General features: G+C 67.2%; 28 protein-coding genes. 1 reads left to right on the plus strand and 27 read right to left on the minus strand.

Going from position 1 to position 16383, the window contains the following annotated elements; translation table 11 throughout:
- Positions 1 to 31: 31 nt before the first annotated feature.
- Positions 32 to 883: a hypothetical protein gene (locus ACSMXX_RS11735; RefSeq protein WP_473183978.1), complete on the plus strand. Its 852-nt coding sequence runs from the start codon at positions 32 to 34 to the stop codon at positions 881 to 883.
- 64 nt (positions 884 to 947) lie between these two features.
- Here ACSMXX_RS11735 and truA read toward each other — a convergent pair whose 3' ends face one another.
- The 27 genes from truA to rpsS all read right to left on the minus strand — a co-directional run bounded on the left by truA (position 948) and on the right by rpsS (position 16376).
- Positions 948 to 1850 (minus strand): tRNA pseudouridine(38-40) synthase TruA, encoded by a 903-nt coding sequence (gene truA, locus ACSMXX_RS11740; RefSeq protein WP_473184746.1) that lies wholly within the window; start codon positions 1848 to 1850, stop codon positions 948 to 950.
- A 97-nt stretch (positions 1851 to 1947) separates the two neighbouring features.
- The gene (gene rplQ, locus ACSMXX_RS11745; protein ID WP_473183979.1) at positions 1948 to 2577 is read right to left on the minus strand and encodes a 50S ribosomal protein L17; all 630 of its coding nucleotides are present in this window, start codon (positions 2575 to 2577) and stop codon (positions 1948 to 1950) included.
- A gap of 187 nt (positions 2578 to 2764) precedes the next feature.
- Positions 2765 to 3787: a DNA-directed RNA polymerase subunit alpha gene (locus ACSMXX_RS11750; protein WP_070008937.1), complete on the minus strand. Its 1023-nt coding sequence runs from the start codon at positions 3785 to 3787 to the stop codon at positions 2765 to 2767.
- A gap of 153 nt (positions 3788 to 3940) precedes the next feature.
- On the minus strand, positions 3941 to 4567 hold the full coding sequence (gene rpsD, locus ACSMXX_RS11755; RefSeq protein WP_473183980.1) for a 30S ribosomal protein S4: 627 nt from the start codon (positions 4565 to 4567) through the stop codon (positions 3941 to 3943).
- A gap of 26 nt (positions 4568 to 4593) precedes the next feature.
- Positions 4594 to 4998, minus strand: a complete 405-nt coding sequence (rpsK, locus tag ACSMXX_RS11760; RefSeq protein ID WP_028433270.1) for a 30S ribosomal protein S11 — start codon at positions 4996 to 4998, stop codon at positions 4594 to 4596.
- Positions 4999 to 5064: 66 nt separating this feature from the next.
- Positions 5065 to 5445: a 30S ribosomal protein S13 gene (rpsM, locus tag ACSMXX_RS11765; protein ID WP_473183981.1), complete on the minus strand. Its 381-nt coding sequence runs from the start codon at positions 5443 to 5445 to the stop codon at positions 5065 to 5067.
- A gap of 211 nt (positions 5446 to 5656) precedes the next feature.
- Positions 5657 to 5770 carry a 50S ribosomal protein L36 gene (rpmJ, locus tag ACSMXX_RS11770; protein WP_003956441.1) on the minus strand — a complete coding sequence of 38 codons (114 nt, stop codon included), beginning with the start codon at positions 5768 to 5770 and terminating at the stop codon, positions 5657 to 5659.
- A 64-nt stretch (positions 5771 to 5834) separates the two neighbouring features.
- Complete coding sequence (gene infA / locus ACSMXX_RS11775; protein WP_003948620.1) at positions 5835 to 6056, minus strand: translation initiation factor IF-1; 222 nt, start codon at positions 6054 to 6056, stop codon at positions 5835 to 5837.
- Positions 6057 to 6288: 232 nt separating this feature from the next.
- Positions 6289 to 7125: a type I methionyl aminopeptidase gene (map, locus tag ACSMXX_RS11780; protein ID WP_473183982.1), complete on the minus strand. Its 837-nt coding sequence runs from the start codon at positions 7123 to 7125 to the stop codon at positions 6289 to 6291.
- A 210-nt stretch (positions 7126 to 7335) separates the two neighbouring features.
- Positions 7336 to 8004 carry an adenylate kinase gene (locus ACSMXX_RS11785; protein WP_473183983.1) on the minus strand — a complete coding sequence of 223 codons (669 nt, stop codon included), beginning with the start codon at positions 8002 to 8004 and terminating at the stop codon, positions 7336 to 7338.
- Complete coding sequence (gene secY / locus ACSMXX_RS11790) at positions 8004 to 9329, minus strand: preprotein translocase subunit SecY (RefSeq protein WP_473183984.1); 1326 nt, start codon at positions 9327 to 9329, stop codon at positions 8004 to 8006. The genes ACSMXX_RS11785 and secY overlap by 1 nt, the downstream gene beginning before the upstream one ends.
- A gap of 158 nt (positions 9330 to 9487) precedes the next feature.
- The gene (rplO, locus tag ACSMXX_RS11795) at positions 9488 to 9943 is read right to left on the minus strand and encodes a 50S ribosomal protein L15 (protein WP_473183985.1); all 456 of its coding nucleotides are present in this window, start codon (positions 9941 to 9943) and stop codon (positions 9488 to 9490) included.
- A 1-nt stretch (position 9944) separates the two neighbouring features.
- Positions 9945 to 10127: a 50S ribosomal protein L30 gene (rpmD, locus tag ACSMXX_RS11800; RefSeq protein ID WP_473183986.1), complete on the minus strand. Its 183-nt coding sequence runs from the start codon at positions 10125 to 10127 to the stop codon at positions 9945 to 9947.
- Positions 10127 to 10729 (minus strand): 30S ribosomal protein S5, encoded by a 603-nt coding sequence (gene rpsE, locus ACSMXX_RS11805; RefSeq protein WP_028433263.1) that lies wholly within the window; start codon positions 10727 to 10729, stop codon positions 10127 to 10129. Before rpsE ends, rpmD begins: the two co-directional genes overlap by 1 nt.
- Before the next feature lie 43 nt (positions 10730 to 10772).
- Positions 10773 to 11156, minus strand: coding sequence for a 50S ribosomal protein L18 (gene rplR / locus ACSMXX_RS11810; RefSeq protein ID WP_473183987.1), 384 nt, complete (start codon positions 11154 to 11156; stop codon positions 10773 to 10775).
- Positions 11157 to 11159: 3 nt separating this feature from the next.
- A complete protein-coding gene (gene rplF / locus ACSMXX_RS11815) occupies positions 11160 to 11699 on the minus strand; it encodes a 50S ribosomal protein L6 (protein ID WP_473183988.1) in 540 nt (179 codons plus the stop codon).
- A 23-nt stretch (positions 11700 to 11722) separates the two neighbouring features.
- Positions 11723 to 12121: a 30S ribosomal protein S8 gene (gene rpsH / locus ACSMXX_RS11820; protein WP_473183989.1), complete on the minus strand. Its 399-nt coding sequence runs from the start codon at positions 12119 to 12121 to the stop codon at positions 11723 to 11725.
- A 239-nt stretch (positions 12122 to 12360) separates the two neighbouring features.
- Positions 12361 to 12546 (minus strand): type Z 30S ribosomal protein S14, encoded by a 186-nt coding sequence (locus ACSMXX_RS11825; protein WP_070008926.1) that lies wholly within the window; start codon positions 12544 to 12546, stop codon positions 12361 to 12363.
- A 1-nt stretch (position 12547) separates the two neighbouring features.
- The gene (gene rplE, locus ACSMXX_RS11830) at positions 12548 to 13108 is read right to left on the minus strand and encodes a 50S ribosomal protein L5 (RefSeq protein WP_070008925.1); all 561 of its coding nucleotides are present in this window, start codon (positions 13106 to 13108) and stop codon (positions 12548 to 12550) included.
- Complete coding sequence (gene rplX / locus ACSMXX_RS11835; RefSeq protein WP_070008924.1) at positions 13108 to 13431, minus strand: 50S ribosomal protein L24; 324 nt, start codon at positions 13429 to 13431, stop codon at positions 13108 to 13110. The genes rplE and rplX overlap by 1 nt, the downstream gene beginning before the upstream one ends.
- Before the next feature lie 2 nt (positions 13432 to 13433).
- Positions 13434 to 13802: a 50S ribosomal protein L14 gene (rplN, locus tag ACSMXX_RS11840; RefSeq protein ID WP_473183990.1), complete on the minus strand. Its 369-nt coding sequence runs from the start codon at positions 13800 to 13802 to the stop codon at positions 13434 to 13436.
- A gap of 129 nt (positions 13803 to 13931) precedes the next feature.
- Positions 13932 to 14219 (minus strand): 30S ribosomal protein S17, encoded by a 288-nt coding sequence (gene rpsQ, locus ACSMXX_RS11845; RefSeq protein ID WP_473183991.1) that lies wholly within the window; start codon positions 14217 to 14219, stop codon positions 13932 to 13934.
- Entirely contained in the window at positions 14219 to 14443 is a 225-nt protein-coding gene (gene rpmC, locus ACSMXX_RS11850; RefSeq protein ID WP_028433254.1) for a 50S ribosomal protein L29, read from the minus strand. Before rpmC ends, rpsQ begins: the two co-directional genes overlap by 1 nt.
- Positions 14443 to 14862 carry a 50S ribosomal protein L16 gene (rplP, locus tag ACSMXX_RS11855; protein ID WP_070008921.1) on the minus strand — a complete coding sequence of 140 codons (420 nt, stop codon included), beginning with the start codon at positions 14860 to 14862 and terminating at the stop codon, positions 14443 to 14445. The genes rpmC and rplP overlap by 1 nt, the downstream gene beginning before the upstream one ends.
- 5 nt (positions 14863 to 14867) lie before the next feature.
- Positions 14868 to 15704 carry a 30S ribosomal protein S3 gene (gene rpsC / locus ACSMXX_RS11860; RefSeq protein WP_473183992.1) on the minus strand — a complete coding sequence of 279 codons (837 nt, stop codon included), beginning with the start codon at positions 15702 to 15704 and terminating at the stop codon, positions 14868 to 14870.
- On the minus strand, positions 15704 to 16051 hold the full coding sequence (gene rplV, locus ACSMXX_RS11865) for a 50S ribosomal protein L22 (protein ID WP_028433865.1): 348 nt from the start codon (positions 16049 to 16051) through the stop codon (positions 15704 to 15706). Before rplV ends, rpsC begins: the two co-directional genes overlap by 1 nt.
- Before the next feature lie 43 nt (positions 16052 to 16094).
- Positions 16095 to 16376: a 30S ribosomal protein S19 gene (gene rpsS / locus ACSMXX_RS11870; RefSeq protein ID WP_028433864.1), complete on the minus strand. Its 282-nt coding sequence runs from the start codon at positions 16374 to 16376 to the stop codon at positions 16095 to 16097.
- Between the last annotated feature and the right edge of the window lie 7 nt (positions 16377 to 16383).

Consider the following 16383-nt stretch of genomic DNA (forward strand, 5'->3'; position numbering starts at 1 on the left):
ACCACCGGAACCAACCGAATATGATGCGCCCATGAGCTTTGGGCAGGGTGGACCCGACCAGGGTCCGGGCGGTTCTTCCACTCCCGACTGGGCTGCGCTCGCCGACGAGTCGGAACGGGAGCGGTCCAAGCGGCGCCGCTGGATGATCGCCGGCGCGGGAGCACTGGCCACGGTGGTCGTCGCCGGCATCGTCGCCGTCGCGGTGATGAACGAGGGCGGCGGCGGAGGCACCGCGTCCGACAAGCCGTCAGAGACGCTGCCCACACCCGAGGACCTGCCGTCGAGCACCGCGGGCCAGCCCGACCCGACGTTCAAGGACGAGCCTCCGCCCCCGCCACCACCCCGCGACTTCGTCTCGGACGCCAAGCGCGACAAGGCCCCGCTCAACGTCGGCACGCTCTTCAATTCCAAGAACGTCACCATCAACGGCCGTCCGTACGAGCGTGCTGTGACCGACACCAGCAAGGGCTGCACGGACGCGGCGCACGCCGGTCTCGGCCCGGTCCTCAGCAAGAACGACTGCGAGAGTCTCTTCCGCGCGACCTACACACACCGCGGGCTGGCCGTCACGGTGGGCATCGCGGTCTTCGACGACGCGAGGACGGCGACCAAGGTGAAGAAGCAGTACAAGCCGAACCTCGTCGCGCTGAAGGGCGGCGGTGTCCCCGACTTCTGCCGCACCGTCACCTGCCGTACGACTGCCAACTCCTACGGCAGGTACGCCTACTTCACCATCGCGGGGCGCACGAACGGCAAGCCGTCCACCGCAGCCGACTCGAAGGCGGAGCAGGCGGGCCGCGACGGTTCCACGTACGCGTACGCCCGCATCCTCAAGCGGGGCAAGGAGCAGGCGGCGAAGGCAGTGGGCGCCGCACCCGAGTGACGGACCGGCGGCGCGGCGGAGAAACGCGGCCCGTCCAGCAGCGGCGCATCCGGCAGCTGCGCGTTCAGCGGCAGCCCGCCCCGGCAGCCGCGCCACCCTGGACGCCACCGCCGCCCGCGGGCAGTGAACGCCGGTTGCGCGCCGCCCGGTTGCGCGCCTCGAGCTCGCCGTCCGGCGGATAGCCGACCTCTTCCAGGGTCAGCCCGTGCGGCCGTACGACGTGGACCGCCGAGTCCCGGATCTGCCCGGCCAGCACCTCACCGGGCCACTCCGGCGGCCTGTGCCCGTCGCCGACGAAGAGCATCGCTCCGACCAGCGAGCGCACCATGTTGTGGCAGAAGGCGTCGGCCTTCACGGTCGCCTCCAGCACCCCGTCCTCGCGCCGTACCCAGTGCAGCTGCTGCAGCGTGCGGACGGTGGTCGCGCCGTCGCGTTTCTTGCAGTACGCGGCGAAGTCGTGCTCGCCGAGCAGATGCCGGGCGGCGGCGTTCATCGCATCGACGTCCAGCGGCCAGTTGTGCCACAGCACGTGCGAGCGCAACAGCGGGTCGACGCCACCGGGATGGTCGCTCACGCGGTACGAGTAGCGGCGCCAGACCGCCGAGAAGCGGGCGTTGAAGTGCTCGGGCGCCGCACCGGCCCGCCACACCCGTACGTCCATCGGCAGCCGCCCCGCCAGGCGCCGCAGCAACTGCCCGTTGTGCTCCGCCCACACGTCCTCGGGCAGATCGACGTGGGCGACCTGGCCCCGCGCGTGCACTCCGGCGTCCGTACGGCCCGCGACGGTCAGATCCACCGGTACGGCCTCGTCCCGCTGCCCGAGGCGAAGCACCACGCGGATCGCGTCCTCCAGCTCCTGCTGCACCGTCCGCCGGCCTCGCTGACGGGCCCAGCCGGAGAAGCCCTTGCCGTCATAGCTCAGGTCGAGTCGCGCCCGTACCTTGCCGGGCTCCACCGCGTCCGTCACGTCCGTCACGCAGCCGGTCCTTCCGTTCCTCTCCCGGTGAAGAACGAACAGGCCCGCTCCCCGAAGGGAACGGGCCCGCTCACGAGCTCCACGAGCGTCAGGCGTCCTTGGACTCCTCGGCCCCGGACTCGTCGCCCTCGGTCTTGTCGTCCTTGGCCTTCTCAGCCTTGGCCTTCGCAGGCTTGGCCTTGGCAGCCTTCTCGGCCTTCTCGGCCTTCTCCGCCTTGTCGTCCTTGGCCTCGGCGGCCTCGGACTCCTCCGCGGATTCCTTCTTCAGGTCGGCCGCGGCCTTGTCGCCCGCCGCTTCCTTGTCCTTCGCCGTCCGCTTGGTGGCGGCCTCGGCCTCGCCGACAGCCTGCTGCTGCACGGTCAGGGCCTCCACCAGCTCGATCACAGCCATGGGAGCGTTGTCGCCACGGCGGTTACCGATCTTGGTGATGCGGGTGTAGCCGCCCGGCCGGTTCTCGTAGCGGGGACCGATCTCGGTGAAGAGGGTGTGGACCACGCTCTTGTCCGTGACCGTGCGCATGACCTGACGGCGGTTGTGAAGGTCGCCCTTCTTCGCCTTGGTGATCAGACGCTCCGCGACGGGGCGCAGCCGACGGGCCCGCGCCTCGGTGGTGGTGATGCGCCCGTACTCGAAAAGGTCCGTGGCGAGGTTCGCCAGCATCGCCTTCTGGTGGGCGGCGCCGCCACCCATGCGGGCACCCTTGGTGGGCTTCGGCATCGTGCTTCTCCTTCGGTGTCCCTGCACCGGCCGTATCAGGTACCGGTGGCAGTTCCGGCCGTATCAGGTACCGGATCGGGTTACCCCCAGGCCCGCCAGGGCCGAGGGGAGCCCGGCCGGGCGGATTCCCGGCCGGGGCGACGGGGCCCGCAGACGGACCCCGCAGATCAGAACCGCTCGTCGAGGCTCAGTACTGCTCGGTCTCGACGAAACCGGCGTCCGCGTCGTCGTCCGCGCCGAAGGCGTCGGCGGCGGCCGTCGGGTCGAATCCGGGCGGGCTGTCCTTCAGGGCCAGGCCCATGCCGGCCAGCTTCGCCTTGACCTCGTCGATCGACTTGGCGCCGAAATTGCGGATGTCGAGCAGGTCCGCCTCGGAACGCGCCACGAGCTCACCCACGGAGTGGATGCCCTCACGCTTCAGGCAGTTGTACGAGCGGACCGTGAGTTCCAGCTCCTCGATCGGCAGCGCCAGATCGGCGGCCAGCGCGGCGTCCGTCGGGGACGGGCCCATGTCGATGCCCTCGGCGTCGACGTTCAGCTCGCGGGCCAGGCCGAACAGCTCGACCAGGGTCTTGCCGGCCGAGGCCATGGCGTCCCGCGGCCGCATGGCCTGCTTGGTCTCGACGTCGACGATCAGCTTGTCGAAGTCGGTGCGCTGCTCGACACGGGTCGCCTCGACCTTGTACGTGACCTTGAGCACGGGCGAGTAGATGGAGTCGACCGGAATGCGCCCGATCTCCTGGCCCATCTGCTTGTTCTGCACGGCGGAGACGTAGCCGCGGCCGCGCTCGACCGTCAGCTCCATCTCCAGCTTGCCCTTGCCGTTGAGCGTCGCGAGGACCAGGTCGGGGTTGTGCACCTCGACACCGGCCGGCGGGGCGATGTCCGCGGCGGTGACCAGGCCGGGGCCCTGCTTGCGCAGGTACATCACGACCGGCTCGTCGTGCTCCGAGGAGACGACGAGGGACTTGATGTTGAGAATGAGGTCGGTGACGTCCTCCTTGACGCCCGGCACGGTCGAGAACTCGTGCAGGACACCGTCGATCCGGATGCTGGTGACAGCCGCTCCGGGGATCGAGGAGAGGAGCGTGCGACGCAGTGAGTTACCGAGGGTGTAGCCGAAACCAGGCTCCAGCGGCTCGATCACGAACCGTGAGCGGAATTCGTCGACGACCTCTTCGGTCAGGGACGGGCGCTGAGCGATCAGCATGTGGTGATGCCTCCAGTCTTCGGCAACCGCTATTTGATGCCGTACTGACAGGGTACGGGCGGCACGGCACGTTCGAGTGCCGTACCACCCACCCCGGTTGAACCGCTGCATCGCCGAGCAGAACTCGACGGGCAGCAGCCGGGCGTACTCCGACTACTTCGAGTACAGCTCGACGATCAGCTGCTCCTGCACCTGGGTGTCGATCACCTGGCGCTCGGGCAGCGAGTGGATGAGGATCCGCATCTTCGAGGGGAGGGACTCCAGCCAGGCCGGAACCGTCTTCTCGCCGGCCTCCGCAGCCGCCACCTGGAAAGGCGTCAGGTTACGGGAGGCCTCGCGGACCTCGACGATGTCGTTGACGGACACGCGCGCCGACGGGATGTCGGTCTTGCGGCCGTTGACCGTGATGTGCCCGTGCCGGACCAGCTGACGGGCGTGGTCACGGGACTTGGCGAAGCCGGCCCGGTAGACCACGTTGTCCAGACGGGTCTCCAGGATGCGCAGCAGGTTGTCACCTGTCTTGCCCTGGAGGCGGTTGGCCTCGTTGTAGTACCCGCGGAACTGCTTCTCCAGGACGCCGTAGATACGAGCTGCCTTCTGCTTCTCGCGCTTCTGCAGCAGGTACTCGGAGTCCTTGGTGCGCCCGCGACCGTGCTCACCCGGGGGGTAAGGACGGATCTCGATCGGGCACTTCGCGCTCTCGCACTTGCTCCCCTTGAGGAAGAGCTTCTGCTTCTCCCGACGGCAACGCTTGCAGTCGGCCCCGGTGTAACGCGCCATTGTCTCAGTTCTCCTGTTTCAGCTGGTCAGACTCGGCGGCGCTTGGGCGGGCGGCAGCCGTTGTGCGGGGTCGGGGTCACGTCCTGGATCGATCCGACCTCGAGACCGGTGGCCTGGAGGGAACGGATCGCGGTCTCACGGCCGGAGCCGGGACCCTTCACGAAGACGTCGACCTTGCGCATGCCGTGCTCCTGAGCACGGCGAGCGGCGTTCTCGGCGGCCATCTGCGCAGCGAACGGCGTCGACTTCCGGGAACCCTTGAAGCCGACGTGGCCGGCGGAGGCCCAGGAGATCACGTTGCCGGTCGGGTCGGTGATCGAAACGATGGTGTTGTTGAACGTGCTCTTGATGTGAGCGTGCCCGGCGGGGACGTTCTTCTTGTCCTTGCGGCGCACCTTCTTGGCGCCGGCCGTACGGCCCTTCGGAGGCATATGGATTTACTCCTGTGGAGGTCGTCGGTCCTGCAACACGGACCGCTGCAGCGTGTCCGGTGCGGACTACTTCTTGCCCGGCTTCTTCTTGCCGGCGATCGCGCGGCGCGGGCCCTTGCGGGTGCGGGCGTTGGTCTTGGTGCGCTGACCGTGGACGGGGAGACCGCGGCGGTGCCGCAGGCCCTCGTAGCAGCCGATCTCGACCTTGCGGCGGATGTCGGCCTGGATCTCACGGCGGAGGTCGCCCTCGACCCGGAGATTGTTGTCCACGTAGTCGCGGATCTTGATGAGGTCTTCCTCAGTCAGATCCCGCACCCGGGTGTCGGGGTTGACGCCGGTCTCACCCAGGGCCTGCTGGGCAAGGGTGCGACCGATGCCGAAGACGTAGGTGAGGGCGACCTCGACGCGCTTCTCGCGCGGGAGGTCGACGCCTGCGAGGCGTGCCATTCCTTGGGCTCCTGATTGCTTTGCGGAGGTCTGCCACAGCACCGTCCCCTGTCCGTACGCGTCGTACGTGCAAGGTCCCCGGCCTCCGACCGGGGGTGTCGTCCCCACCGACAAGAATTACCAGGCGGGGGGTCGGGTGTCTGCGTATGTACTTTTCACTTGCGTCGCGCGAAGAGTGCGATCTGTGCGAAGGCTCGCGGCCCTGGTTGCTTCAGCCCTGGCGCTGCTTGTGGCGCAGGTTGTCGCAGATGACCATGACCCTGCCGTGACGGCGGATCACCTTGCACTTGTCGCAGATCTTCTTGACGCTCGGCTTGACCTTCATTTATGAGGTTCTCCGGGTCATGCCGCCACCCCACGGACATGGGACAGCGGCTCGATCTGTCGAGCTACTTGTAGCGGTAGACGATCCGCCCGCGGGTCAGGTCGTAGGGAGAGAGCTCCACCACGACCCGGTCGTCGGGAAGGATACGGATGTAGTGCATCCGCATCTTGCCGCTGATGTGCGCGAGAACCTGGTGCCCGTTCTGAAGCTCCACCTTGAACATCGCATTCGGCAGAGATTCGACGACCGTGCCCTCGATCTCGATGGCCCCTTGTTTTTTGGCCATGCTCTAGCGCTTCACCTTCCGGGATCGGCTACCTGGGGTGACCCCGGGCATACCGATACCCCGGGACCGACGAGCCAGTCTACGGCACCCGCCCCGCAAAGACGAATTCGGCTAGCCTCCCCGGCTATCAAGATCATCATGCGCGGCACGGTCAAGTCCGCTCCGCGCACGCCCTCCGGGAGCGGCGTCGGCGTACGTGCCGGAGCCGTGCGGGGACGGCTTCAGGACGAGGTCAGGCGAGCGGGTCGGGGGCGGCCGTGATCCCCAGCTCGGCAAGCTTCGCCTTGCCTCCGTCGGGCGCGGTCAGCACGAGCGGGCCCGCTTCGGTCAGGGCCACCGAGTGCTCCCAGTGGCTCGACCAGGTGCCGTCGTTGGTCTTGACCGTCCAGTCGTCCGAGAGCACGTGCGTCTTGGGGGTCCCCATCGTCACCATCGGCTCGATGGCGAGGCACAGGCCGGGCACCAGCTTCGGTCCGCGCCCGCGCCGGCGGTCCACGTAGTTCAGCAGGTGCGGGTCCATGTGCATCTGGGAGCCGATGCCGTGCCCGCCGTAGTCCTCGACGATGCCGTACGAGCCGGAGGCGGGGCGCGGCTGCCGCCGGATGTACCCCTCGATCGACCTGGAGACGTCCACGAGCCGGTTGCCCTTGCGTACGGCGGCGATACCCGCCCACATGGACTCCTCGGTGACCCGGCTCAGCTCGTGCAGCTCGGCCGAGTGTCCTTCGCCCACGAAGACGGTGATGGCGGCATCGCCGTGCCAGCCGTCGATGATGGCGCCGGCGTCGATGGAGAGCAGGTCGCCCTCCTTGAGGACGGTGGCCCCGTCCGGGATGCCGTGCACGACGATGTCGTTCACGGAGGTGCAGATGTTGCCCGGAAAGCCGCCGTAGCCGAGGAAGTTGGGCTTGGCGCCGTGATCGGCGAGCACCTTGGCGGCGACCTCGTCCAGGTCCTTGGTGCTGGCCCCAGGCACGGCCGCCGCCCTGCACGCGTCGTGCATCGCCGCGACGACCAGGCCCGCCTCGCGCATCTTCGCGATCTGCTCCGGGGTCTTGATCTCCACCATGCGGCGGTGCCTTTCCATTGAAGTCGTGCAGGGGCTTTGAAGTCGTACGGGGCTTCGATGTCCTGAACAGGGCTGACGCGGGCCGGGGGGCTCGCACGGGAGCGAGCTGCCGCCCCCGCTTCACTCAGTGTGCCGTATATGCGTGCGGTCGCGGCCCCTGACGGGCACCGCGACCGCAAGGCGAAGCCGGTGACGGATCGCTTCGTACCGTCAGTCGGGCACGGAGTCCCTCGCGGCCTCGAGGGCCTGCATCGCCCGCTCGGTGACCTCGCTCACCTCACCCAGCGCCGAGATCGTCGTGACGAGGTCCTGACGCTTGTAGTGGTCGATGATCGGCTCGGTCTCGCTGTGATAGACGGCCAGCCGCTTGCGGACGGTCTCCTCGCGGTCGTCGTCGCGCTGGTACAGCTCGCCGCCGCACGCGTCGCACACCCCGTCCTGCTTCGGCGGGCTGTACTGCGCGTGGAAGACGTGACTGCTGTCGCTGCGGCAGATGCGGCGGCCCGCGATCCGCTTCACGACCTCTTCCTCCGGGACCTCCAGGTCCAGCACGGCGTCGAGCTTCTGGCTCCGCTCCTCGAGAACGCCGTCCAGCGCCTCCGCCTGCGCGATGTTGCGGGGGAAGCCGTCCAGCAGGAAGCCCGAGGCCGCATCGGCCTCGGCCATCCTGTCCTTCGCCATACCGATCGTGACCTCGTCGGGTACGAGCTGACCCGCACGCATGTACTCCTGGGCCTGCTGCCCGAGCGGAGTGCCCTGGCTGATGTTCGCGCGGAAGATGTCACCCGTAGAGATGTGCGGAATCGACAGGTTCTCGGCGAGGAACGCGGCCTGCGTTCCCTTACCCGCGCCAGGCGGTCCGACGAGGACGATACGCATCAGCGGAGGAACCCTTCGTAATTGCGCTGCTGAAGCTGGCTCTCGATCTGCTTCACGGTCTCGAGCCCGACGCCCACGATGATCAGAATGCTCGTCCCGCCGAACGGGAAGCTCTGCTGTTGATTCTGATTGGCACCGAACGCGATCAGCGCGACGGTCGGCACCAGAGCGATCAGCCCGAGGTACAGAGACCCCGGCCATGTGATGCGGTTCAGCACATAAGCCAGGTACTCCGCGGTGGGCCGACCTGCCCGGATGCCCGGGATGAAGCCACCATACTTCTTCATGTTGTCGGCCACTTCTTCGGGGTTGAAGGAGATCGCGACGTAGAAGAACGCGAAGAAGACGATCAGCACGAAGTACGTGGCGATGTAGAGCGGGTGGTCGCCCGTCACGAAGTGGTCCTGGATCCACTGCGCCCAGCCGGCCTGCGATTGGCTGAACTGAACGATCAGCGCCGGAATGTAGAGCAGCGACGACGCGAAGATGACGGGAATCACACCCGCCTGATTGACCTTCAGCGGAATGTAGGTGGACGTACCGCCGTAACTGCGGCGCCCGATCATCCTCTTCGCGTACTGCACGGGGATACGGCGCTGAGCCTGCTCGACCAGGACGACGAGGCCCACCATCACGAGGCCGCAGATGATCACCGTGCCGAACTCGATCCAGCCGTCGGCCAGTTTGCCCTGCTTCTTGATGGCCCACAGCGCGCCGGGGAAGCCGGCGGCGATCGAGATGAACATCAGCATGGACATACCGTTGCCGATGCCACGGTCCGTGATCAGCTCGCCGAGCCACATGATGAGCGCGCTGCCCGCGGTCATGCAGATCACCATCGTGACGGTGACGAAGATCGACTGGTCCGGGATGATCTGGTCCCGCACCTGGCACTGCGGGAAGAGGGTGCCACTGCGTGCGGTGGCGACGAGGCCCGTCGCCTGAAGAATCGAGAGCGCGACCGTGAGATAACGCGTGTACTGCGTGATCTTGGCCTGCCCGGCCTGACCTTCCTTCTTCAGCGCCTCCAGCCGGGGAATGACCACGACGAGCAGCTGAAGAATGATGCTCGCTGTGATGTACGGCATGATCCCCAGCGCGAGGATGGTCAACTGCAGCAGTGCGCCACCGCTGAACATATTGACCAACCCGAGGAGGCCCTGGTCCCCCTTGGCCTCGTTCACGCACTGGTTGACGTTCTCAAAGCTGACACCCGGCGCCGGAACGTGCTGCCCCAACCGGAAGAGCACCACGATACCGAGCGTGAACAACAGCTTCTTTCGCAGGTCGGGCGTCTGAAACGCCCGGGCGAACGCGGTGAGCACGGTGCCTCCTGCGCCCCCCGCGTCTCGCGCGAGAGGTGACGGTCTTGGGGTCGACAGATACCAACAGTGCCCGCCACCTTACCGGCGACGGTGCCTGCCGTGGAACGACGGACCGGGGACGCCCCGTTGGGACGTCCCCGGCCAGTCAGTCGGCGAACTCAGCCGAGCTCATTGACAGTGCCGCCGGCACCGGTGATCTTCTCTTTGGCGGAACCGGAGACCTTGTTGACGGTCACCGTCAGCGCCACGGAGATGTCGCCGGAGCCGAGCACCTTGACGAGCTCGTTCTTGCGAACCGCGCCCTTGGCGACCAGATCGGCCACCGTGACCTCGCCGCCCTTGGGGTACAGCTCGGCAAGCTTCTCCAGGTTCACGACCTGGAACTGCTTGTGGGCTGGGTTACGGAAGCCCCTCAGCTTGGGCAGCCGCATGTGCAGCGGCATCTGCCCGCCCTCGAAGTTCTCCGGAACCTGGTAACGGGCCTTGGTGCCCTTGGTGCCACGTCCGGCCGTCTTGCCCTTCGACGCCTCACCACGACCCACTCGGGTCTTGGCGGTCTTGGCGCCCGGAGCCGGCCGGAGGTTGTGGACCTTCAGCGGTTTGTTCTCCGCCATCTCAGTCGACCTCCTCGACCGTGATCAGGTGCCGCACGGAGTGCACCATGCCGCGCACCTCGGGACGGTCCTCGCGTACGGACACATCGCGGACCCTCTTCAGGCCGAGCGTCCGCAGCGTGTCCCGGTGGTTCTGCTTCGTCCCGATGACGGAACGGGTCTGCGTGATCTTCAGGCGAGCCATTACGCACTCACCCCGGCACGGGCCCGCAGCAGAGCCGCAGGGGCCACGTCCTCCAGCGGCAGGCCACGGCGGGCGGCAATCTCCTCGGGGCGCTGAAGGCCCTGCAGAGCCGCACGCGTGGCGTGCACGATGTTGATCGGGTTCGCGGAGCCGAGCGACTTGCTGAGCACGTCGTGGATGCCCGCGCACTCCAGCACGGCACGCACCGGGCCACCGGCGATCACACCGGTACCGGGCGAAGCCGGCTTGAGGAGCACGACACCCGCGGCTTCCTCACCCTGGATGGGGTGCGGAATGGTGCCCTGGATGCGGGGGACCTTGAAGAAGTGCTTCTTGGCCTCCTCCACACCCTTGGCGATGGCGGCCGGCACCTCCTTGGCCTTGCCGTATCCGACACCCACGGTGCCGTCACCGTCGCCCACCACGACAAGCGCGGTGAAGCTGAAGCGACGACCACCCTTCACGACCTTTGCCACGCGGTTGATCGCGACGACGCGCTCAACGTACGCGGTCTTCTCGGCGGCGGCGCCGCCGTCCCGGCCCTTGCGGTCCCGACGCTCGCCGCCACCGGCGCCGCCACCGCGGCGCTGGGGTCCAGCCATTGGAATTACCTCTCTCCTTTATCCGCTCAGCGTTGGAACCGGCTCAGAACTTGAGCCCGGCTTCACGGGCGGCGTCAGCCAGAGCGGCAATCCGCCCTGCGTACTTGTTTCCGCCGCGGTCGAACACGACGGTCTCCACGCCCGCGGCCTTCGCACGCTCGGCGACGAGTGCGCCCACCTGCTTGGCCTGCACGCTCTTGTCACCGTCACCACCGCGGATCGACGAGTCGAGAGACGACGCCGAAGCCACGGTGTGGCCCGCCAGGTCGTCCACGATCTGGGCGACCATGTGGCGGTTCGAACGCGTCACCACAAGGCGGGGACGGGCGGGTGTGCCCGAGACCTTCTTGCGGATGCGGATGTGACGGCGCTTGGCGGCGGCGCGCTTGTAGGCGTCGCCCTTAGCGATCTTCACGCCGTATGCCATGGCTTACTTACCAGCCTTTCCGACCTTGCGGCGGATGGTCTCGCCCGCGTACTTCACGCCCTTGGCCTTGTACGGGTCCGGGCGGCGGAGCTTGCGGATGTTGGCGGCGACCTCGCCGACCTTCTGCTTGTCGATGCCCTCGACCGAGAACTTGGTCGGCGACTCGACCTTGAACGAGATGCCTTCCGGCGCCTCGACCAGGATCGGGTGGCTGTAGCCCAGCGAGAACTCCAGGTTGGAGCCCTTCGCCTGGACGCGGTAACCCACGCCGCTGATCTCGAGGTCCTTGCTGAATCCGTTGGTCACGCCAGTGATCATGTTCGCCACCAGCGTGCGGGACAGACCGTGCAGGGCCCTGTTCCGGCTCTCGTCGTTCGGACGGGAGACGACCAGTGCGCCGTCCTCGCCCTTCACGATCTCGATGGGCGCGGCAACGGTGTGCGCGAGGGAACCCTTGGGGCCCTTCACGGCGACCGCCTGGCCATCGATGGTGACGTCCACACCGGCGGGAACCTGGATGGGGAGCTTGCCGATACGCGACATTGCTTTACCTCCGTTCCCTTCCGTTACCAGACGTAGGCGAGGACTTCCCCGCCCACGCCCTTCTTCTGCGCCTGCTGACCGGTGAGGAGCCCGTGGGAGGTGGAGATGATCGCCACTCCCAGGCCGCCCAGCACCTTCGGCAGACCGGTGGACTTTGCGTAGACCCGCAGGCCCGGCTTCGAGATCCGCTTGATGCCGGCGATCGAGCGCTCGCGGTTGGGCCCGAACTTCAGCTCGAGCACGAGGCTCTTGCCGACGTGGGCCTCCTCGGTCCTCCAGCCGGTGATGTAGCCCTCCTGCTGGAGGATCTCCGCGATGTGCGACTTGATCTTGCTGTGCGGCATCGCGACGGAGTCGTGGTACGCCGAGTTCGCGTTCCGCAGACGCGTCAGCATGTCCGCGATCGGATCGGTCATTGTCATGTGATGGCCTTCGGCCTCTCTCGCCGGGGTTTCCTGTATGCGCCCTCCTTCTCCCTGTGCAAGGACAGGACAGGTGGGGTGCGGGGACCTACGGCGTAGTAAGACGGTCACGGACGGCGGGCGGCCGGCCGCACGACCTCAGCGGTGTGCGACGGACACCCGTCCGGCCTTGATGCACTTACCGAGAGCCCTGGCTGGCCCGTATCCGCTCGCCCTCCCGATGAAGGGCGAGCGACGGGTTACCAGGAGCTCTTGGTCACGCCCGGCAGCTCGCCACGGTGCGCCATCTGGCGAAGGCACACGCGGCACAGGCCGAACTTGCGGTAGACGGAGTGCGGACGGCCGCAGCGCTGGCAGCGCGTGTACGCGCGGACAGCGAACTTCGGCTTGCGAGCGGCCTTGGAGATCAGAGCCTTCTTCGCCATGTCAGTTCTCCTTGAACGGGAAGCCGAGGTGACGAAGCAGGGAGCGGCCCTCGTCGTCGTTGGTCGCCGTGGTGACCACGGTGATGTCCATGCCCCGGACCCGGTCGATCTTGTCCTGGTCGATCTCGTGGAACATGACCTGCTCCGTGAGACCGAAGGTGTAGTTGCCCCGCCCGTCGAACTGCTTCTGCGACAGACCGCGGAAGTCGCGGATGCGCGGCAGCGCGAGGGACAGCAGGCGGTCCAGGAACTCCCACATCCGGTCGCCGCGCAGCGTCACGTGCGCGCCGATCGGCATGCCCTCACGCAGCTTGAACTGCGCGATGGACTTGCGGGCCTTGGTCACCGCCGGCTTCTGGCCGGTGATCGTGGTGAGGTCCTTGATGGCACCGTCCATCAACTTGGAGTCGCGGGCCGCGTCGCCCACACCCATGTTGACCACGATCTTGGTGAGACCGGGGACCTGCATGACGTTCTCGTACTTGAACTCGTCCTGCAGCTTGCCCTTGATCTCGGAGCGGTAGCGCTGCTTGAGGCGCGGTGCTTCAGTGGTGGCAGTCATCAGATGTCCTCACCGGTCCGCTTGGCAACGCGGATCTTGTTGCCGTCGTCATCGAAGCGGTATCCGACGCGGGTGACGACCTTGTTGCCGTCCTTCTCCACCACGAGCTGCACGTTGCTCACGTGGACCGGAGCCTCGGTCGTCACGATCCCGCCCGTCTTCGAACCACGGGCGGTCTGGCCGGCCTTCGTGTGCTTCTTCACCCGGTTGACACCCTCGACCAGGACTCGGTCCTCGCGGGGGTAGGCCACGATGACCTTGCCCTGCTTGCCCTTGTCCTTGCCGGTGATGACCTGGACCAGGTCGCCCTTCTTGATCTTCATCGTCACAGCACCTCCGGCGCGAGCGAGATGATCTTCATGAACTTCTTCTCGCGCAGCTCCCGGCCCACGGGGCCGAAGATGCGGGTGCCGCGGGGGTCCCCGTCGCTCTTGAGGATGACCGCCGCGTTCTCGTCGAAGCGGATGTACGAGCCGTCGGGCCGGCGGCGCTCCTTGACGGTGCGCACGATGACGGCCTTGACGATGTCGCCCTTCTTCACGTTCCCGCCCGGGATCGCGTCCTTGACGGTGGCGACGACGACGTCACCGACGCCCGCGTAGCGCCGGCCCGAGCCGCCGAGCACACGGATGGTGAGAATCTCCTTCGCACCCGTGTTGTCGGCGACGCGCAGCCGGGACTCCTGCTGGATCACGTCTATCTCCTGATCGTCTGCCGGTTCCCGGCAGGGTCACACCCGCGCGGGGCGTGCCCTGCCGAGCCTGGCGGAACTGTCCTGGGGGTCCCCAGGCTGATTGCCAAGCCAATTCCGTTGCGGAACTGCTTACTTCGCCTTCTCAAGAACCTCGACGATGCGCCAGCGCTTGGTCGCGGACAGCGGCCGGGTCTCCATGAGGAGTACGCGGTCGCCGACCCCGGCGGCGTTCTGCTCGTCGTGCGCCTTGAGCTTGTTGGTACGGCGGATGACCTTGCCGTACAGCGCGTGCTTCACGCGGTCCTCGACGGCGACGACGACGGTCTTGTCCATCTTGTCGCTGACGACGAGACCCTCACGGGTCTTGCGGAAGCCGCGCTCGTTGGTTGCCTTCTCAGTCACATTCGTCTCGCTCATCAGGCGCTCTCCACCGTCTCGATGCCCAGCTCGCGCTCACGCATCAGGGTGTAGATCCGGGCGATGTCCTTACGCACGGCCTTCAGCCGGCCGTGGTTCTCCAACTGCCCGGTCGCCGCCTGGAAGCGGAGGTTGAACAGCTCTTCCTTGGACTCGCGAAGCTTGCCGAGAAGCTCCTCGTCGCCCAGCTCACGCAGCTCGGAGGCCTTCGTCCCGGCCGCCATCACGACTCACCTGCCTCGCGCCGAACGATGCGGCACTTCATCGGAAGCTTGTGGGCGGCGCGGGTGAGCGCCTCCTTGGCAATCTTCTCGTTCGGGTAGGACAGCTCGAACATCACCCGGCCCGGCTTGACGTTCGCGATCCACCACTCCGGAGAGCCCTTGCCGGAACCCATGCGGGTCTCGGCGGGCTTCTTCGTCAGCGGGCGGTCCGGGTAGATGTTGATCCACACCTTGCCGCCACGCTTGATGTGACGAGTCATGGAGATACGAGCTGCCTCGATCTGCCGGTTCGTCACGTACGCGGCGGTGACGGCCTGGATGCCGTACTCACCGAACGAGACTTCGGTGCCACCCTTGGCCATGCCCGTGCGCTTCGGGTGGTGCTGCTTACGGTGCTTGACCCTGCGCGGGATAAGCATGGCGGTCAGCCCTCCTTCCCGGCAGCGCCGGGCTCTGCCGCCGCGGCGGCGGGCGCCGCAGCCTCGGCCTTGGGGGCCTCGGCGGGAGCGCTCTGCTGCTGCGGCTTGCGGCCGCGACCGCCACGCTCGCCACCACGACGGGGGCGCTCGTTGCCACCACCGCGGGACGGGCGGTTGCCCGCACGGGCGGCGGCGTTCTCGGCGCGGACCTCAGCGATGTTCTTGACGTCACCCTTGTAGATCCAGACCTTCACGCCGATGCGGCCGAAGGTGGTCCTGGCCTCGAAGAAGCCGTAGTCGACGTTCGCGCGGAGCGTGTGCAGGGGCACGCGGCCCTCGCGGTAGAACTCCGAGCGGGACATCTCGGCGCCGCCGAGACGGCCACCGCACTGGATCTTGATGCCCTTCGCGCCGGCCTTCATCGTCGTCTGCATGCTCTTGCGCATGGCGCGACGGAAGGAGACGCGGGAGGACAGCTGCTCGGCGACGGCCTGGGCCACCAGCTGCGCATCGGTCTCGGGGTTCTTGACCTCGAGGATGTTGAACTGGATCTGCTTGCCCGTCAGCTTCTCCAGGTTGCCCCGGAGCCTGTCGGCCTCGGCGCCGCGGCGGCCGATGACGATGCCGGGACGTGCGGTGTGCACGTCCACACGTACGCGGTCACGGGTGCGCTCGATCTCCACCTTGGAGATGCCGGCCCGCTCCATGCCCTGCGTGAGCATCTTGCGGATCGCGACGTCTTCCTTGATGTAGTCCTTGTAGAGCTTGTCGGCGTACCAGCGCGACTTGAAGTCGGTGGTGATGCCGAGGCGGAACCCGTGCGGGTTTACCTTCTGGCCCATTACCGGGTTCCTTCCTTGCTGCTCACGACCACGGTGATGTGGCTCGTCCGTTTGCGGATCCGGTAGGCACGCCCCTGGGCGCGCGGCCGGAACCGCTTCAGGGTCGGGCCCTCGTCGACGTACGCCTCGGAGATGACGAGGCTGTCGGCGTCCGTGTGGTCGTAGTTGTGTGCGGCATTGGCGATGGCGCTGTCCAGCACCTTGCCCACCGGCACGCTCGCGGCCTGCGGGGCGAAGCGCAGGACCGCCTGGGCCTCCGTGGCAGGCAAGCCACGGACAAGGTCCACCACCCGGCGGGCCTTCATGGGCGTAACGCGCACATAGCGCGCGGAGGCCCTGGCTTCCATGGTTGTCCCTTCGGTGTCAGTCATAGGTCTTCACACCCCGCCATCAGCGACGACGCGACTTGCGGTCGTCCTTGACGTGGCCGCGGAAGGTGCGGGTCGGCGCGAACTCGCCGAGCTTGTGGCCGACCATCGACTCGGTGACGAACACCGGGACGTGCTTACGGCCGTCATGCACCGCGATCGTGTGGCCGAGCATGGCCGGGACGATCATCGAGCGGCGGGACCAGGTCTTGATGACGTTCTTGGAGCCGGCCTCGTTCTGCGCGTCCACCTTCTTGGTCAGGTGGTCGTCGACGAAGGGCCCTTTCTTGAGACTGCGCGGCATCTGATCC

The organism is Streptomyces sp. DSM 116795, assembly GCF_055792905.1.

What these genes read in the sequence shown, in the direction of transcription:
- ACSMXX_RS11735 (WP_473183978.1), top strand. Translation starts at nt 32, where the DNA reads ATGAGCTTTGGGCAGGGTGGACCCGACCAGGGTCCGGGCGGTTCTTCC.
- rplQ (WP_473183979.1), bottom strand. Translation starts at nt 2,577, where the DNA reads ATGCCGAAGCCCACCAAGGGTGCCCGCATGGGTGGCGGCGCCGCCCAC.
- ACSMXX_RS11750 (WP_070008937.1), bottom strand. Translation starts at nt 3,787, where the DNA reads ATGCTGATCGCTCAGCGCCCGTCCCTGACCGAAGAGGTCGTCGACGAA.
- rpsD (WP_473183980.1), bottom strand. Translation starts at nt 4,567, where the DNA reads ATGGCGCGTTACACCGGGGCCGACTGCAAGCGTTGCCGTCGGGAGAAG.
- rpsK (WP_028433270.1), bottom strand. Translation starts at nt 4,998, where the DNA reads ATGCCTCCGAAGGGCCGTACGGCCGGCGCCAAGAAGGTGCGCCGCAAG.
- rpsM (WP_473183981.1), bottom strand. Translation starts at nt 5,445, where the DNA reads ATGGCACGCCTCGCAGGCGTCGACCTCCCGCGCGAGAAGCGCGTCGAG.
- rpmJ (WP_003956441.1), bottom strand. Translation starts at nt 5,770, where the DNA reads ATGAAGGTCAAGCCGAGCGTCAAGAAGATCTGCGACAAGTGCAAGGTG.
- infA (WP_003948620.1), bottom strand. Translation starts at nt 6,056, where the DNA reads ATGGCCAAAAAACAAGGGGCCATCGAGATCGAGGGCACGGTCGTCGAA.
- map (WP_473183982.1), bottom strand. Translation starts at nt 7,125, where the DNA reads ATGGTGGAGATCAAGACCCCGGAGCAGATCGCGAAGATGCGCGAGGCG.
- ACSMXX_RS11785 (WP_473183983.1), bottom strand. Translation starts at nt 8,004, where the DNA reads ATGCGTATCGTCCTCGTCGGACCGCCTGGCGCGGGTAAGGGAACGCAG.
- rplO (WP_473183985.1), bottom strand. Translation starts at nt 9,943, where the DNA reads ATGGCGGAGAACAAACCGCTGAAGGTCCACAACCTCCGGCCGGCTCCG.
- rpmD (WP_473183986.1), bottom strand. Translation starts at nt 10,127, where the DNA reads ATGGCTCGCCTGAAGATCACGCAGACCCGTTCCGTCATCGGGACGAAG.
- rpsE (WP_028433263.1), bottom strand. Translation starts at nt 10,729, where the DNA reads ATGGCTGGACCCCAGCGCCGCGGTGGCGGCGCCGGTGGCGGCGAGCGT.
- rplR (WP_473183987.1), bottom strand. Translation starts at nt 11,156, where the DNA reads ATGGCATACGGCGTGAAGATCGCTAAGGGCGACGCCTACAAGCGCGCC.
- rplF (WP_473183988.1), bottom strand. Translation starts at nt 11,699, where the DNA reads ATGTCGCGTATCGGCAAGCTCCCCATCCAGGTTCCCGCCGGTGTGGAC.
- rpsH (WP_473183989.1), bottom strand. Translation starts at nt 12,121, where the DNA reads ATGACAATGACCGATCCGATCGCGGACATGCTGACGCGTCTGCGGAAC.
- ACSMXX_RS11825 (WP_070008926.1), bottom strand. Translation starts at nt 12,546, where the DNA reads ATGGCGAAGAAGGCTCTGATCTCCAAGGCCGCTCGCAAGCCGAAGTTC.
- rplE (WP_070008925.1), bottom strand. Translation starts at nt 13,108, where the DNA reads ATGACTGCCACCACTGAAGCACCGCGCCTCAAGCAGCGCTACCGCTCC.
- rplX (WP_070008924.1), bottom strand. Translation starts at nt 13,431, where the DNA reads ATGAAGATCAAGAAGGGCGACCTGGTCCAGGTCATCACCGGCAAGGAC.
- rpsQ (WP_473183991.1), bottom strand. Translation starts at nt 14,219, where the DNA reads ATGAGCGAGACGAATGTGACTGAGAAGGCAACCAACGAGCGCGGCTTC.
- rpmC (WP_028433254.1), bottom strand. Translation starts at nt 14,443, where the DNA reads ATGGCGGCCGGGACGAAGGCCTCCGAGCTGCGTGAGCTGGGCGACGAG.
- rplP (WP_070008921.1), bottom strand. Translation starts at nt 14,862, where the DNA reads ATGCTTATCCCGCGCAGGGTCAAGCACCGTAAGCAGCACCACCCGAAG.
- rpsC (WP_473183992.1), bottom strand. Translation starts at nt 15,704, where the DNA reads ATGGGCCAGAAGGTAAACCCGCACGGGTTCCGCCTCGGCATCACCACC.
- rplV (WP_028433865.1), bottom strand. Translation starts at nt 16,051, where the DNA reads ATGGAAGCCAGGGCCTCCGCGCGCTATGTGCGCGTTACGCCCATGAAG.
- rpsS (WP_028433864.1), bottom strand. Translation starts at nt 16,376, where the DNA reads ATGCCGCGCAGTCTCAAGAAAGGGCCCTTCGTCGACGACCACCTGACC.